Origin of the sequence: Desulfosporosinus sp. FKB (assembly GCF_002196705.1) — a bacterium.
GTDB lineage: Bacteria > Bacillota > Desulfitobacteriia > Desulfitobacteriales > Desulfitobacteriaceae > Desulfosporosinus.
The window spans coordinates 293,007-309,014 of record NZ_NADJ01000039.1 but is presented as its reverse complement, the minus strand read 5'-3'; the positions used below and the strand labels follow the sequence as shown (position 1 = coordinate 309,014).

The 16,008-nt window shown below is 40.6% G+C and carries 17 protein-coding genes; 8 read left to right on the top strand and 9 right to left on the bottom strand.

Annotated elements, in window-relative coordinates; all coding sequences use genetic code 11:
* The first annotated feature begins 164 nt into the window (after positions 1-164).
* Both B5Y67_RS20200 and B5Y67_RS20195 read left to right on the top strand, forming a co-directional pair.
* Positions 165-776: a DUF3786 domain-containing protein gene (locus tag B5Y67_RS20200; protein ID WP_088228192.1), complete on the top strand. Its 612-nt coding sequence runs from the start codon at positions 165-167 to the stop codon at positions 774-776.
* A 230-nt stretch (positions 777-1,006) separates the two neighbouring features.
* Entirely contained in the window at positions 1,007-1,675 is a 669-nt protein-coding gene (locus B5Y67_RS20195) for a hypothetical protein (protein WP_088228191.1), read from the top strand.
* A 153-nt stretch (positions 1,676-1,828) separates the two neighbouring features.
* Here the strand turns inward: B5Y67_RS20195 and B5Y67_RS20190 are convergent, their stop codons facing one another.
* On the bottom strand, positions 1,829-2,401 hold the full coding sequence (locus B5Y67_RS20190) for a xanthine phosphoribosyltransferase (protein WP_088228190.1): 573 nt from the start codon (positions 2,399-2,401) through the stop codon (positions 1,829-1,831).
* Between the two features lie 246 nt (positions 2,402-2,647).
* Between B5Y67_RS20190 and B5Y67_RS26400 the strand changes: the two genes are divergently transcribed.
* Positions 2,648-2,833 carry a 4Fe-4S binding protein gene (locus tag B5Y67_RS26400; RefSeq protein WP_088228189.1) on the top strand — a complete coding sequence of 62 codons (186 nt, stop codon included), beginning with the start codon at positions 2,648-2,650 and terminating at the stop codon, positions 2,831-2,833.
* Between the two features lie 238 nt (positions 2,834-3,071).
* On the opposite strand, the gene B5Y67_RS20180 is transcribed toward B5Y67_RS26400, so the two are convergent.
* The 3 genes from B5Y67_RS20180 to B5Y67_RS20170 are packed head-to-tail and all read right to left on the bottom strand — an operon-like array spanning position 3,072 to position 6,058.
* Positions 3,072-4,235, bottom strand: coding sequence for an iron-containing alcohol dehydrogenase (locus B5Y67_RS20180; protein ID WP_088228188.1), 1,164 nt, complete (start codon positions 4,233-4,235; stop codon positions 3,072-3,074).
* A gap of 45 nt (positions 4,236-4,280) precedes the next feature.
* On the bottom strand, positions 4,281-5,060 hold the full coding sequence (locus B5Y67_RS20175) for an alpha/beta hydrolase (RefSeq protein WP_088228187.1): 780 nt from the start codon (positions 5,058-5,060) through the stop codon (positions 4,281-4,283).
* 56 nt (positions 5,061-5,116) lie between these two features.
* The gene (locus B5Y67_RS20170; protein ID WP_088228186.1) at positions 5,117-6,058 is read right to left on the bottom strand and encodes a LysR family transcriptional regulator; all 942 of its coding nucleotides are present in this window, start codon (positions 6,056-6,058) and stop codon (positions 5,117-5,119) included.
* A gap of 200 nt (positions 6,059-6,258) precedes the next feature.
* On the opposite strand from B5Y67_RS20170, the gene B5Y67_RS20165 reads away from it, so the two are divergent.
* A complete protein-coding gene (locus tag B5Y67_RS20165) occupies positions 6,259-6,924 on the top strand; it encodes an HD domain-containing protein (RefSeq protein ID WP_088228185.1) in 666 nt (221 codons plus the stop codon).
* Between the two features lie 253 nt (positions 6,925-7,177).
* On the top strand, positions 7,178-8,242 hold the full coding sequence (locus B5Y67_RS20160) for an HD-GYP domain-containing protein (RefSeq protein WP_088228184.1): 1,065 nt from the start codon (positions 7,178-7,180) through the stop codon (positions 8,240-8,242).
* Positions 8,243-8,305: 63 nt separating this feature from the next.
* Here the strand turns inward: B5Y67_RS20160 and B5Y67_RS20155 are convergent, their stop codons facing one another.
* A complete protein-coding gene (locus B5Y67_RS20155; protein WP_088228183.1) occupies positions 8,306-9,250 on the bottom strand; it encodes a DUF4474 domain-containing protein in 945 nt (314 codons plus the stop codon).
* A 294-nt stretch (positions 9,251-9,544) separates the two neighbouring features.
* On the opposite strand from B5Y67_RS20155, the gene acs reads away from it, so the two are divergent.
* The 3 genes from acs to mutT all read left to right on the top strand — a co-directional run bounded on the left by acs (position 9,545) and on the right by mutT (position 13,736).
* A complete protein-coding gene (gene acs / locus B5Y67_RS20150; protein WP_088228182.1) occupies positions 9,545-11,854 on the top strand; it encodes an acetate--CoA ligase in 2,310 nt (769 codons plus the stop codon).
* Positions 11,855-12,269: 415 nt separating this feature from the next.
* Complete coding sequence (locus B5Y67_RS20145; protein WP_088228181.1) at positions 12,270-13,307, top strand: aminotransferase class I/II-fold pyridoxal phosphate-dependent enzyme; 1,038 nt, start codon at positions 12,270-12,272, stop codon at positions 13,305-13,307.
* Positions 13,308-13,334: 27 nt separating this feature from the next.
* The gene (mutT, locus tag B5Y67_RS20140; protein WP_088228180.1) at positions 13,335-13,736 is read left to right on the top strand and encodes an 8-oxo-dGTP diphosphatase MutT; all 402 of its coding nucleotides are present in this window, start codon (positions 13,335-13,337) and stop codon (positions 13,734-13,736) included.
* Positions 13,737-13,856: 120 nt separating this feature from the next.
* On the opposite strand, the gene B5Y67_RS20135 is transcribed toward mutT, so the two are convergent.
* The 4 genes from B5Y67_RS20135 to spoVAC all read right to left on the bottom strand — a co-directional run bounded on the left by B5Y67_RS20135 (position 13,857) and on the right by spoVAC (position 16,000).
* Positions 13,857-14,060, bottom strand: a complete 204-nt coding sequence (locus B5Y67_RS20135; protein WP_088228179.1) for a DUF1657 domain-containing protein — start codon at positions 14,058-14,060, stop codon at positions 13,857-13,859.
* 88 nt (positions 14,061-14,148) lie between these two features.
* Positions 14,149-14,502, bottom strand: a complete 354-nt coding sequence (spoVAE, locus tag B5Y67_RS20130) for a stage V sporulation protein AE (protein WP_088228178.1) — start codon at positions 14,500-14,502, stop codon at positions 14,149-14,151.
* 13 nt (positions 14,503-14,515) lie between these two features.
* Complete coding sequence (gene spoVAD / locus B5Y67_RS20125) at positions 14,516-15,520, bottom strand: stage V sporulation protein AD (protein ID WP_088228177.1); 1,005 nt, start codon at positions 15,518-15,520, stop codon at positions 14,516-14,518.
* On the bottom strand, positions 15,521-16,000 hold the full coding sequence (gene spoVAC / locus B5Y67_RS20120; RefSeq protein ID WP_088228176.1) for a stage V sporulation protein AC: 480 nt from the start codon (positions 15,998-16,000) through the stop codon (positions 15,521-15,523).
* Between the last annotated feature and the right edge of the window lie 8 nt (positions 16,001-16,008).

Here is a 16,008-nt window from a genome sequence, read left to right as displayed (position 1 = left end):
TTAGCATTTTTTGAAACGAGGTGGTGAGATGAATCGCCGCCCCCAAATTATTGCCGAACACTCATCCCTGATTCGTTCTTGTTGTGGATAACGATAACGAATATAGAGGAGGTTCAAGTCTTAATATCAATAGTAAAAAGTATTTAGATTGCGGAGGGATTAAATTGGAAACCAATTATCGAGTTGCCTATGACAAATATTGGAGTGACATAAAGAAAAAGCTTCCTGAGGAGGTTGCCGCCTATCGTGCTGTAACATTTAACAGCGTCAACCATCAATTTGAACTGAGCTTTTTTGGTTCGACATATGTTTTAGACTGTCTCAGTGAAAGGATTTGTCGTAAAGGAGACAAGTATGTTCCCGATATTATGGGGTCAATAATCATGTTGAATTATTTAGCTTATGCAGGGCCATTTAGAAAAAGTGAAAACAGCTGGGTTAGCCTCAAAGAAATCGCTAATGGTGGAGCATTGTTTTATCCAGCATTTCATAAGAACTCGATTATTCCTCTTATCAAGGCATTTGGCCAGCAATCTCAGAAGTTGTTAGTAAGTGCTGCCACCATGAATGGAAAACCCACGAACTTTGGTGACACAGCCGTGACTTTTCAAGCCTTTCCCGAGATTCCCATGTGTGTAATCGTTTGGGAAGGGGACGAGGAAGTCCAGGCTAACGCCACAATTCTATTCGATCCCTCTGTTGAAGATTTTTTGCATATTGAGAGTATTATTGGACTTGGTATGTATCTTTCCGAAAAACTAGCAAAACAAAAATAATTCGCACCGATGCAAGGTATGGGAACCACTCCCACGAGAAGTGGGAGTCTCACGATCGGACACTACATGAAAATATATACTCTATAACCAAATTGTGGTATCATATTAGAAATAGATTACAACATAAAATTTGATAAAAACTGCAGCTAAAGAACACTCTTTGCTTCTAACCTAAGAAGCTGGTCTTTTTACTGAATTATGTAAATATATCCAAATTGTTAGGAGAAGTTATGAAAAAAAAGCTTTTGATAATTTCCGGGGTTATTATCGTGTTAATAGCCTTTGGAGGAGTATGGGGATATAATAAATATTTCAGACCCAACCCTGTAATTCAAAAACAACTGCAAAATCAGTTTGGGACCAATTTTTTTAACATTGCCCTTCCCAAAGAGTTAACTGGTTCAAATGCAGCTGATAATGGCAAAACGGATAGTGACCAGACCAGACAGAGTGATACAAGGGGAGAAAATTCTCAGTCACATACGGCAGCTGAGCAAGATGATAAAAAATCACTTACCTCAACGTTTGCGAGTGCAGCCACGAGCGCCAAAGGGCTTACGCAAGATGAGATCATTAAAAAATATACGCCGCAGTTTGGTTATCTGCAAAATCTTGCCTTGAGCCGCTTAAACGCTTTGTACGCAGCAGCTGTGCAAGAGTATAAACAAGGGGAAAAATCCGGGACATTAAATCGCTCTGCGCTTGCTGAAAAATATATTCAGGCCGGGAACATGCTTGAGGCCAGTGTGGACAATCAATTCTACCGAACTCTAGATGCGATGCAGGCTGAACTAATTGCCAATCATCTTTCAACCGATATTATTAATGCCGAAAAAAGGGAATATGAAAAAGCTAAATCTGCCGAACGATTTCAGTTATTATCCAAAGCTCGATCATAGTTTTATGCTATTAGCTAAACGATTACGAACAAAACAAAATAGAAAGAGGCCACTCACTTAAGAGCGGTCTCTTTCTATTTTGTTTTTAAGGCCCCCACTTCTATAAGTGGGGGTGGGTCCGAGTTCACTGGCAGGATTTAAATGAGCTATCTATCACTTAAAGATAACTTGTCCATTTTCGATTGAGTCGATGATGGCCAAAGATTCTAATTGAATACCTTTTTCGAGGATGCGTTTTCTGCCTTCTTGAAATGTTTTTTCAATAACGACTCCTGCTCCGGCAATTTCCACATCACTCTGGGACAGCAAATTAATCAATCCGATAAGTGCACTTCCACTAGCTAAAAAATCATCGATAATTAATACCTTGTCATTAGGAGTTAAGAACTCCTTTGATATCTTTATCGTATATTCCTGTTCTTTGGTATAGGAATAAATTTTTGCTTCGTAAACATCTTGAGTCATGTTAATACCAGCATGTTTTTTAGCAAATACAACGGGTACAAAGTTAAAGTATTGAGCAACAATACTTGCAATAGCAATACCAGAGGTTTCGATGGTAACTATTTTTGTAACCTCTTTATTTGCAAATCTATGTTTGAATTCCTTACCTATTTCATTGAATAGCGAAATATCTAACTGGTGATTTAAAAAGTTATCAACCTTAATAATGCGATTTTCAATGATTTTTGCTTCGTTCCTGATTTTATCTTTTAAAAGCTGCATAATGACAATTCCCTCCTCCCATGAAAAATTCCTTGTAAGTTTAGGAAAATATAATAATAACAAGAATAACTTGATTGTCTTAAAAAATCAAATAAAGTTTTTTTCCAGTGAATTTTTGTTATTAAACATTGAATTGAGATCAGCATCTTGACAGGATACTATGATTCAAGTACACTTATACCTAATAGGGGTATACCGTAATAAATATAACCGTTGCTATTATTTATTTGCAAGGAAGGTGTTTTTATGAATGTGTCCATTAACAAAGATAGATGTCCTCAAAATCATCCTTGTCCTTCAATAAGGGTCTGTCCAGTGGGGGCGATTGAACAAATTGGTTTTAATGCTCCAAAGATCGATCAGGATAAATGTATCAGGTGTAAAAAATGTGTGAAATATTGTCCGATGGGAGCTTTTCAAGTAAGCGAGTGAACTCGTTCAGCTAAAGCTGAACAGCGGGGCTTCGATGACGAAAGTGTCCTGTGGACACTTTGCCGAAAGCGCCTAGCCCATAACAAATGCTATCGCGCTGAAGGATGGACTCTACGTTCACCGAAGCAAGGTATGGGAACCACTCCCACTAGAAGAAGTGGGATCAAAACAAAAATGGAAATCCTTTGCGAATAAGGGATTTCCATACTAGTTATAATTTATAAAGGTTAAAGCGGACTTATAAAGCGGACTTTAGGATTTGGAGGACGTCCTGACTATTAATGGGGCGAAATTCACCTAAAGTCCCATTTTTTGTGGCAGCGTTGGCCATGAGTTCAAGCTTTTCTTCATCAATATTGACTGATCTTAGTGTTGTGGGAAGCCCTAAGGTGACAAAGAATTCTTTCGTTTTGGAGATGGCTGTTCTCGCTATTGTATAATTATCTTCATTAGGGTTTAAGCCCCAAACGTTGATACCGTAGTTCTTAAAGACTTCAACGGTACTATCTTCTAAGACATGTCCCATCCAATGCGGTGTGATAATGGCAAGTCCCACCCCATGAGTGATATCATAATAAGCGCTCAGCTCGTGTTCGATAGGATGACAGCTCCATTTCCGCATTTTTCCGTAAGACAGAAGCCCATTGATAGCTAAACTAGAGGCCCACATTAAGTTAGCCCGAGCTTCATAATTATCGGGTTCCTCCAGAGCGATGGGGCCATAATGAATACAAGTTTTCAAGATAGCTTCGGCTAATCGGTTCTGTAAATATGCACTTTTTATATTGCTGAAATATGCTTCGAAAACATGACTCATAATGTCAGCAATGCCTGCAGCAGTTTGACTTTTGGGGACAGAATAGGTGTAAGTTGGGTCAAGGATTGAGAACTTAGGCGCCATTAGGGGATGTCCCATTCCAAGTTTTTGGTTTGTCTCAGGATTACTGATGACTGCGATAGGATCCATTTCGGAGCCTGTCGCAGCTAGAGTTAGAATTGTGCCGATGGGCAGGGCATTCTCAAATTGTCCTTTACCAATCATCAAATCCCAAGGATCGCCGGAATAATAATAACCTGCGGCAACGAGTTTCGCGCAATCAATGGTACTTCCTCCTCCAATAGCTAAGACGAAATCGATTTGATGGTTATGGCAAAGGTCAATTCCGCGGCGAACACTCTCAATCTTTGGATTCGGATCTACTCCGGAAAGTTCCCAAAAGGGGATGTTAGTTTCCCTTAATAGCTTTATTGCCTGATCATATAATCCGATTTTTTTAATACTTCCTCCGCCGTAGATAAGAAGTGCCCGTGAACCAAATTCTAAAATTTGTCCTGGTAGTTTCTGAATCTGGTCTTTGCCAAAGAAAATTTTAGTGGGGATTGAGTAATCAAAGTTTAACAAAATTTAGACTCCTTTCTCTTAGTTCTGTTGAAATAACATTATGGATTAAGGCTGATCCTCTGAATTATAGTCGTTGCGAAAATGAGATTTAAATGTTACCTTTTCAATAAATCCTTCTATTTGAGGAATAGTGAAGCCGCTCTTATACAAAGAAAACCAATGATCGGCTTCAGGAATTGCTGCAAATTCAATTAATGGGGATAATTTCGAACTTTCTTTTACTTTCCCATAAATAGGATCATTTTCTCCAGCCAGCATCAGGCATGGTACTGACAGAGTCCTTAAGAGCTCAGTGTTATTAGTTCTTGGTTCTTCGACTGCCGCTAATAACGCCATTCTATCGTTTAATAAAAACCGTCGTTTATGCTCTTCAGAGACATGGTGGTTCGGAACCCAATGCTCAAGGTTTACGACAGAGTCCCGTAAAGAAAGCATATCATTTTCGTAAGGGTGGATGGCATCCAGAATAAAAGATTTAAAGCGCGATGTGAACCACTTCATTAATCCAAAGGAAATCCAGCCTCCCATTGAATAACCGAAGTAATGACATTTGTCAATTTTCTCAGCATCAAGTACCTTAATTACATCCTGGGCCCGTAGATATAAAGAGTATTGCTCTGAACGATGAGGTTTATCGCTCTTGCCATGCCCTCTAGCATCAATTACTATTAATTTAAAGGTTTTCTTAAGCCGTTCAACATAATCATAGTCATACCAATCCTCTATACCGCCAAAAAAGCCATGCTGAAGAACCAGGCACTCTCCCTGGGGTGTTCCCTCAATTTCATAATTGATTTTTATATCATTGTTAGGAATAAATGGCATAATTCTCCTCCTGTAACCTGTAAATAATAATGCTGCGTATTCTGTCAAAATTCTATTTATAGATCAATTCCTTTTTTGGTTAATTTTCTCCACGATGTAATAAGATCTTGACCGAGGAGCTGTTCTGTGAACGCTTCCGTTACTTCATTTGTCTCTTGGTTTTGATTCTTTGGTTCTATTAAGTAAAAGGAACGAGTAAGTCGTTTTCCTTTAATTCTGAGAGACTTTAATTCTTTAGCATTTAATTCTTTCCGTACGATCCAGCGCGAGACAAGGGCAATGCCTAAACCAGCAATAACAGCTTGTTTAACTGCTTGACCACTGCCAAAAACATAACTTTTTCTGACGTTTATACCCCATTCTTTAATAAGTTTGTCGCTAAAAGCGCGGGTTCCCGAACCGCTTTCCCGGAGTATCCATACTTGATCCTGGAGATGCTCAGAGGTGGCAATAGGAAGTTTGGCTAAGGGATGTTGGTTGGGAACGACTAGGATAATTTCATCCTCCATAATAGAATGGATTTGAATGTCCGTATGATTGACTTCTCCCTCCACAAGGGCAACGTCTAATTGATTCCTTCGAACTGCTTGAATAATTTCTTCCGTATTAGCGATGGAAGTTTCAATTTCCACCCCTGGATAGTGGGCGGCGAATTCAGTGACGGCAAAAGGTAAAATGTATTCACCAATGGTATAACTTCCCCCAACTCTCAGGCTGCCTGTAACCATGTTGGTCAAATTTTTAATTTCTTCTTTCGACTTATCCTGTAAACTAATAATTTGTTTGGCATATTTATAATAAATCTCACCAGCCAGCGTAAGTTCCAGATGGTTGGAGGAGTCGGAAGAATTGTTAAAGAGTTTTGCCTCGAGTTCCTGCTCTAAACATTCAATTTGTGCATTCACGCTGGTATTGGAAAGATAAAGTTCTTCAGCAGTGTGAGAGAATTTCTTGAGTTCAACTACGGTAACGAAAGTTTTTATGGGATCGTTGATCATAGTTTACACCTCTATCAATTGAATTCTGAGTTAGATTCTAATTATAATACTTCTTTTTCTAGCATTTAACAATGTCATAGTAGTTACATTTTACTCTGAAGTGCAACGGAAGGCTATGGCGGTGGTATTAAGTATATACAGAGTAGATTCCTGGAATTCGGGTAACTATAAAGTAAACTATTTAAGATGGAGAAAATACCATGCAAATGTTTATTGAATTTGAGAACCATTTGTTAAATGACCGTAAACCCTCCAACTATTTTGATGAATTAAGCAGAACAGGGATATTTTCTCAGGAATATCCTTATACAATGCTCGGTGACTTAATGAGTACGCCTCAATCACCAAAACATCATCCCGAAGGGAGTGTTTGGAACCATACAATGATGGTTCTGGACAATGCAGCGGAAAGAAAAGATCTAAGCCAAAATCCGAAGGCATTTATGTGGGCAGCATTGCTCCACGATTTAGGCAAAGCCCCTGCTACCAAGTTTAAAAAGGGGCGGATTACTTCTTATGATCATGATAAATTGGGAGAGAGTCTTTCGGCAAAATTTCTTCAGGAGCTCACAAATGATAGGGATTTTATAAGCCGGGTTTCCAAATTAGTACGTTGGCATATGCAAATTCTATTCGTGACCAAGAAATTGCCTTTTGCCGATATAGGAAAGATGTCGTCAGAGGTTTCTATCCATGAGATCGCTCTTTTAGGGTTATGTGATCGTTTAGGAAGAGGTAATATGACCCCTGATAAAAAATTAGAAGAGGAAAAAAGTATTATAGCATTTTTAGAGAACTGCAGTAACTATTTAAATCCGGGAGTTCATGCTGATAATTTTCAGGATTTTATTAATAGAATTGATTAAATTAGGGCAAACCTCTTGGAAAAGTAGACCTTCTAAATGTCGATTCACAAAATCTTCACGTTAATTTTTGCTAAGCTTAAACCTATGGTAAAATGTATAAAGATTGTATTGAGGTGATCAAAAATGATCATAGGTTTTGGCTTTAGAGATCCAATTCGGAGTTTTCTCATGCTTGTATTCACTTCGCTGATTAGTTATAGTTTGTATTGGGGCTTGCGAAATTTAGGACGTGGGAAAGAAGAGAGGAAACAACGTGAGAGAAGTAAGTGTTGAACGTCTTAATGATGGTGATGTTCTGGCAAAAGAAATTTACACTTCCTATGGCAAAATATTGCTTGGAAAAGGTGTCGTGCTAAAAAAGCCCTACATTGATCGCTTAAAAGATATGGGGATTTATAGCATATATATCGAAGATGAATTAACAAATGATGTTATCATAGAAGATGTTATTTCTGATCAACACCGCTTCGATGCTTTGAAAGCAATCGAGAGCTCTTGTAAAACGATTCAAAGTGATAAAAATAAAGATAAAGAAATAGATATCAAAGAATCAGTAAGTAATATCGTACAGGATATTCTCTTTCAAAAGGATATAATGATTAGCCTAATGGATATGCGTAGTTTGGATAATCGGGTGTACTTTCATTCTGTTAATGTTTGTGTGTTGGCTACTGTCTTGGGCAAAGGGCTCGGTCTTCCGGTGGAGAAGCTCAATGATCTTGCTCAAGGTGCTCTTCTCCACGATGTGGGAATTACCACTTTGCCGAAAGAAATTATTAATAAACGAGGTCCCCTGACAAAGGAAGAACAAGAGATATACCAGACTCATACAATTCAAGGTTATGAACTTATCCGTAAAAGGCCTGAAAGCAGCATTATAACCGCCCATATGGCTTATCAGCATCATGAATGGACAAATGGTAAAGGTTATCCTCGGCAGCTGAAAGGCACCTCAATTCATCCCTTGGCGGAAATTATTGCCGTTGCCGATTTCTATGATTGTCTGATTCATGGTTCTCCCGGTATTCCTCGGGTATTGCCCCATGTGGCTTGTGAAATAGTGATGGCTAACGCCGGTGTTCGTTTTCGCCATGAATTGATAAATGTCTTCTTAAGGCATATAGCAGCCTACCCAACCGGATACACGGTGAAGCTTAACAATGGAGAAACCGGAGTCATAGTGGGACAAAATAAAGGCTTGCCAACTCGTCCTATCGTGCGTGTTTTTGAAGGAAAAGTTAACCTGAAGCAAGTGCGGGTTGTCGAACGCGATCTTGTTGAAGAGCGAACATTATTTGTGGAGTATATTATCGAATAACAAACGAAGGCCTTGACTGAGTTCAAGGCCTTCGTTTGTTATTCGTTTGGGTGTTTTGGTCGGCTAGAGTAAAACAATATTATAAAAAACGGTGCCGATAATGATTACCAATAAGGCTATTGCCGCTGTTAAACCACTTTGAAACAAATTATATAAGGGTTTTGATCTCCCCATTCTGAGGATTCTTTTGTAAAGTTCTGGCGCTAATTCTTCAAGAACCTTCAATTTTTCCGGTACTGTATTCGAATCTCCTGTAATATCCTCGAATTCATTGCATAATTGCTCATTTTTCCACTGAATAATCCACTCAAGGGCTTTATTTCGGGTAATTGGCTGGGGGGTATGAGGTGCGTCAAAATTGAAGCTCACGGTTGTTCCGAAATGAGTAAATTCCTCATCGGAGTAACCGGCATTTCTCAGCCCATCAATAAAGGCATCACGCATAATTGTGTTATCTAAAGTAATATTGATGGCCATGGATAATTCCGATGGTTGAGAGAATTCGCCCAGTTTGAAACCTGTTAACCACCAGTGACGGTCTTTTCTGGTAAAAAGTACGTTCCCGTTTTTCCTTAACGTAAAGGACATTTGCAAGAGTTCATTGTCGTCAGCACTTTTATAATAAGAACCCAGCATATAACTCAGGGGATTGCGATTCGGAGTCCTTCTATAGACCCCAATTTCTGCTCCGGAAACTAAATCATACTGACCTTTCCAAAAGCCGATCATCCATTGCTTGTCGTTATAGTCAAAGAAAATAGGTTCGCAGTCAATGATCATTCCCATTGGTGCGGCTGCCACATCGAAAAAATGACAATAGCCGATCTTCCTTTGCCAGGGGTCCATATTTGAATAAAAAATATCCTGGTTAGGATCATAAGAATAACCGGAAATTTCTATTATTTCATCAAGTGTTTTATTCCCTGTCTCATCAGGAATAGATGCTAATTTGTCGTAGCTTCCCCCTGAAAAAATTCCGCTGTTAAATAGCGTTAACTGTTCGGGCATAATGATACTCCCCCTTTTATATCATAGTACGGGCTTGGGGGAGCAGAGTTGCAAGAAATTATATGTTTTTTTTGTAAGTTGGTTGAATCAATGCAGGAGTTTGTTAATGCCTTTTCTTTCACCTCTTTCTTGTTGACCTTGACCAGAAAGAAGTGAAGTTAGATTGAGACGAGTGAAAGTAGTTTGTAAGAAAATAACGATAAGTGCTTATTATTAAGCCATAAACTAAATATTCTTAACATTCTAAATAATATAGTGTATTATATACAAATAAACGATAGGAGGAATATGGTTATGGAAGAGAAACGCCGTGAGGGATTATTGGAGGAAAAACGGTTGTTTTTCCCTCCTTTAGAGTTCCGTTCAAAAGCCGTTATTCAAAATTCGGAAGTTCATGAACTTGCCCATGATCGGGAGAAGTTTTGGAGCGAACAAGGGAACAGGCTGGACTGGTTTCAACCTTGGGACAAAGTTTTAGAATGGAACCCTCCTTTCGCCAAGTGGTATGTCGGCGGAAAAATAAATGCAGCCTATAATTGCCTGGACCGGCATTTAGAAGGTGCGCGCAGAAATAAAGCGGCCTTGATATTCGAAGGGGAATTGGGTGACCGGAGAGTTTTAACGTATCAAGATCTTCAGCGTGAGGTATCTCAGTTTGCCAACGTTCTAAAGTCATTTGGGGTAGAAAAGGGCGACCGTGTGACAATTTATATGCCGATGATACCTGAGGCTGTTATTGCGATGCTCTCTTGTGCCCGAATCGGCGCTGCCCATTGTGTCGTTTTTGGGGGCTTTAGTTCTGATGCTTTAAAAGATAGAATTCTTGATGCTCAGGCAAAAGTGGTCGTTACCTCAGATGGGAGCTATCGTCGTGGAAATATTATACCTTTAAAAGAAAATGTGGATCAAGCGTTACGTGGTGTTAATTGCGTGGAAAAAGTTGTAGTTATTCAGCGGACGGGACACCCTGTGGACATGAAAGCCGAAAGAGACTTGTGGTATCATGAAGTCATCAGGAATGTGCCTTATGTTTGTCCCGCAGAACCCATGGAAGCCGATGATATGCTTTTTATTCTCTATACCAGTGGAACGACCGGTAAACCTAAAGGGGTGGTTCATACAGTCGGCGGTTATATGGTAGGTGTATCGACAACTCACGAATGGGTATTTGATATTAAGGAAGAAGATGTTTATTGGTGTACGGCTGATATCGGCTGGATAACGGGGCATAGCTATTTGGTTTATGGCCCTTTGTCAAATGGGGCAACAGTAGTAATGTACGAAGGAGCACCTGATTACCCTGAAAAAGACCGTTATTGGGAAATCATTGAAAAATACAGAATAAGCATTTTATATACGGCTCCAACTGCGATTCGTACCTTTATGAAATGGGGGGAAAACTATCCTGCGGGCAGGGATCTCTCAAGCCTGCGGCTTTTAGGGTCGGTAGGAGAACCGATTAATCCTGAAGCTTGGATGTGGTATTACAAACATATTGGGGGAGAGCGCTGCCCAATAGTTGATACCTGGTGGCAGACAGAAACCGGTATGATTATGATGACGCCTGTCCCTGGGATTACTCCTTTAAAGCCGGGGTCGTGCACAACCTCCTTTCCGGGTGTTCGTGTTCAAATAGTCGATCCCTCAGGTAATCCGGTTCCTAAAGGCGAGGGCGGGTATTTAGTAGTTTGTGAGCCATGGCCGGCAATGCTGAAAACAGTCTATGGCAATGATAAACGTTATGTAGATACCTATTGGAGCGATATTCCAGGTGTTTATTTCACCGGGGATGAAGCAAAGTGGGATGAAGATGGATACTTCTGGATAATTGGGCGTGCCGATGACGTTATTAATGTTTCAGGGCACAGAATCGGAACAGCTGAAGTAGAAAGTGCTTTGGTTGATCATCCATCAGTTGCCGAAGCTGCTTGTGTTGGCAAAACTCACGAAATCAAAGGTCAATCAGTATTTGCCTTTGTCAGTATCAAAGAGGGAATCGAGATAGGAGATCAACTTATTAATGAACTTAAATCTCATGTTGTGCTGAAAATTGGTTCGTTAGCTCGACCGGATGATATTTTTTTGACAGCTGAATTACCCAAGACCCGAAGCGGAAAGATCATGAGACGGCTTCTCAAAGATATTGCTGAGGGCCGAACCATGGGTGATACAACGACTCTGGCCGACGCTACGGTCATTAATTTCCTTAAAAAGAATATCGATGCTCAAAAGATTCGCGATGCTCGTAAGGCTGCAATGAGATTAGGAAATAGAATTTTGATTCCTGATACAGCTATTTTTAACCATTGCCAAGAAGAGTCCTATGATGGGTATAGTTATACCGTATGGTTTTCAACTCCTGCCAAAGATGGCTCACTTCATCCAGTTACTAACTTTTATTGTTTTAAGTGGATAGGACGATTAAACCTCCCGGCGGAAGTGGCACTGGCAATCTCCAACATTATGATCAATAATACTAGCGCCTGCGATGCAATATTTGGTAATGGAGAACCGGATTTTAGCAATGCACTAATCAATGAGGGGAATATTAAGGATGACTTATCTGAAGAAGGACAAATTTGCTTCTGTGGCTCAGCGGGTTAAGAAGGTGTAGACTAAGCATTTCCCAAAATCCCTTAATAATGAAGCCCGTTTTTTGCGATGCGAAGAACGGGCTTCATTCGGTTTTTGAGACCCCCGCTTCTATAAGTGGGGGTGGGTCCTTCGTTAACTTCAGGTGGGGTAGAGTCCTCCTTCGCCGCTAAGTATTCCTATTGGGAAAGGCGGCTCGGCAATAATGTCCACTGGACATTATTGTATCTGAAGCCCCGATGTTCAGCTTTAGCTGAACGAGTTCACTGTTTTATGGCTTGTAAGAGGCTTTTGCAATTATTGTCAACCAGCCGTTGAATTAGTTTGCTTAGAGGGTTAAGATATTAAATATCCTGCAGGTATATACCAGCAATAATTACGATGTTAAGCCCATACCCTCCAAAGAATATACAAAGGAGTCTTAGCAATGTACAGTTTTAAAAACGACTATAGTGAAGGTGCCCATCCAAGATTATTAAAAGCTTTGGGTGAAACAAATTTTGAACAGGTTGAAGGCTACGGGGAAGATCTCTATTCACAAAAAGCGGTTCAATTGTTAAAGCAAACAATAGGGAGAGATGACATTGACATTCACCTGCTTTCGGGGGGGACACAAACAAACCTTACCGCCATCTCAGCCTTCTTAAGACCTCATGAAGCAATCATTGCGGCCAACACCGGACACATATTGGTTCACGAAACGGGAGCCATTGAAGCAACGGGACATAAAATCATTTCGGTTGAAGCAGGGGATGGAAAACTAAATCCTTTGCATATCAAAGGTGCTCTTGATTTACATACAGATGAACACATGGTAAAACCAAAATTAGTTTATATTTCAAATCCAACTGAAATTGGTTCGATCTATACAAAGAAGGAACTCGAAGAGATCAGTGTCTGTTGTCACGACAATAATCTATTTCTATACATGGATGGAGCAAGACTGGGCTCAGCCCTGTGTTCAGATGAAAATGATCTGGAGCTCTCCGTCTTGGCAGATCTCGTAGATGCTTTTTATATCGGCGGAACTAAAAATGGAGCACTTTTAGGAGAAGCTCTTGTAATTTGTCGCGAATCACTTAAGGAAGATTTTAGATTCCATATGAAGCAGAAAGGAGCTATGCTTGCTAAAGGTAAGATCCTGGGTATTCAATTTCTTGAGCTTTTCCGAGATGATTTATACTTTGATATGGCTAGACATGCTAATAAAATGGCCGGTTTGCTTCGGGATGAAATAACGAAAGCCGGCTTTAACGTTTTGGTACATTCACCTTCGAATCAAATTTTTCCTATCTTTCCGGATATAATAATCTCTGAATTACAAAAGAACTATGCGTTTTATGTTTGGTCAAAGGTTGACATCAATCATTCGGCAGTTCGTCTCGTTACCTCTTGGGCAACCAAAGAAGAAGAAGTGTTAGCTTTTATCAAGGATTTAAAGGCTGCGCTGCAAGTTTTGCCCTAATCGGACGGATGGGAAGGTGAAACCAGGATGAAGACTACGGTAGAAGTAGGCGCTGCTATCATTATCAGGGATAAGAACATTTTGATCGCTCAACGGGCACCGGGTGAGAATTTAGAGGGGAAATGGGAGTTCCCGGGGGGGAAGATTGAACCCGGCGAAACTCCGCAAGATTGTTTAAAACGTGAAATCCGGGAAGAATTTGAGGTGGAGATCAAAGTCCTGGATTTTTTCGGAGAAAGTATTTATGATTATCCTCAGGGCACTATCAAACTGCTTGCATTCAGATGCCAATGGCTTTCGGGTGTTTTTACGCTAAATGTTCATAGCCAGATTGCCTGGATTAGTTATGACGAATTAGACAACTATGATTTTGCTCCGGCAGATATCCCTTTGGCAGAAAAGCTAAAGTCACAGATTGTAAAAGCATAAAGCAGCGTTGCTTTTGGATGATGTCAATGACAATTGCAACTTACTTGAGTGCAGTCTCAAAGAAAATTAATTTAACCCTAAGCCTGTTGGCCTAGGGTTATTAATTGTTTTAATACACGGCTATTGTTTATATTGGGGTTCTTGTTGTTGAATGTATTGCTCTCTGCCTTTTAAAACGTTAAGAGCAGAATCAAAGGTTTGGGCAAGCTGTTCAAAGGTCTTTTTTGCTTCCTGATCTTGGGTTTCTAAAGCAAATGTTTTCATGGTTGCTGCTGCGCTTTGAACTGTAGCAATCGCTTGTGTCATTTGTGTTCCAACAGTCATTTCTCAATCACCTCCTTAATAAAATATCCAAAGGCTGAATAATCAGGTCCAACAGAGTTTTAAACAAAAATCTTATATACTTTAGTTCTTATCCTTTAGGCCTAAAAATAAGTGCTCCCATGAAGCCAAAGATGATCGCCGCCGATATTCCTGCACTCGTGACTTCAAAAATGCCCGTAAGGACTCCAATGGGACCCACTCCCGCATATTCATTCAAGGCTCCTTTGACCAGGGAATTTCCGAAACTGCTGATAGGAATAGATGCTCCGGCACCGGCAAATTTAATCAGAGGATCGTAAAGACCAAGCCCTCCAAGTATTGCTCCAACTACAACTAATGCACATGTTGTATGAGCAGGAGTTAGTTTAAGCCCGTCTAATAAGAGTTGTCCGATGACACAAATGCCTCCTCCGATCAGAAAAGCCCAGATAAATTTTTCCATTGTACCGCGCTCCTTATAGTTCAATACTTACCGCGTGAGCAACACAAGGAATACTTTCCTTTTGCTGAAAGGACATGGGGGATAATAAGGCTCCTGTAGCTACAACCAAAAGCTTCTTTAAGTCTCCTTTTCTCATTCGCTTTAAGAAATGTCCAAAGGTTGTTGTTGCCGCACAGGCACATCCGCTTCCTCCTGCTAAAACGACAGGCTGGTCTTCTTTATAGATTAGAATTCCACAGTCTGTAAAAATTTCTTCCGGTATTTCTAAACCGTGTTTTTTTAATAAGTCTCCGGCGATCCTATGTCCTACTCTGCCCAGATCGCCTGTAGCGATGACATCATAATAGGACGGTTCTCTGTTTAAGTCTCTAAAGTGAGCTTCAATAGTATCTACTGCTGCCGGTGCCATGGCAGCCCCCATATTAAAGGGGTCGGACAATCCCATATCGATAACTCTGCCAATGGTTGCTGACGTAACTTTTGGGCCTTCTCCTTGATCGGATACCAAGGCCGCTCCAGCCCCTGTAACGGTCCATTGTGCTGTAGGAGGCTTTTGCGCTCCGTATTCCGTGGGGTATCGGTATTGTTTTTCTGAGGCAGCATTATGGCTCGAAGTACAAACAAGAACATGTTTGGCAAATTTGCTGTCGACAAGCTGAGAGGCCAGGGCTAAGCCCTCCATTGAGGTAGAGCAGGCGCCATAAAGCCCGAGAAAAGGAACTCCGAGAGTGCGCGCAGCAAAACTGCTGGGAACTGTTTGATTGATTAAGTCTCCGCTTAATAAAAACTGAACATCTTCCTTTTTTAGCGCCGCTTTTTTGATAGCCAATTCAGCAGCCTGTTCTTGCAGTTTTCGCTCAGCCTTTTCAAAGCTGTCTTGCCCCAGCCATATATCTTCGTGAAGAAGATCGAAATCGTCAGCTAATGAACCACGGGCTTCATGAGGCCCGCCGACAGCAGCTGAAGCAATTATGGTAGGTTTGGAATCAAAAATCCATGACTGATGACCATGCAACATTTACATCACACCCAATGCTCTTAACGTTATGACGACTAGTGAGACTACAAAGGCAGAAAAAACGCCATAGACAATAACAGGGCCAGCTAGTTTAAACATATTGCCGCCTACTCCAAGAACAAATCCCTCACTTCGGTGTTCAATAGAAGATGAAGCTATGGTATTGGCAAAACCGGTTACAGGAATTATGGTGCCGGCTCCTGCCCATTGAGCGATATGATCAAAAACGCCGAACCCGGTAAGCAAGACCGTGATTATAATAATAACTGCCCCAGTGGGATTTCCAGCATTCTCTTGGGAAAAATGATAATAGGTCATAAAAAACATTTGTATCCCCTGAGCAATGACGCAAATCAGACCTCCTACGAAGAAAGCCCTTACGCAGTTAAGAAAAATAGGCCTCTTAGGCTCTCTGTCCTGGGCGAATTTCTGGTACTCCTGTTGAGTGGGAGATAATTTCTTCTTCTTTTTGTCGGACATGGTAACAC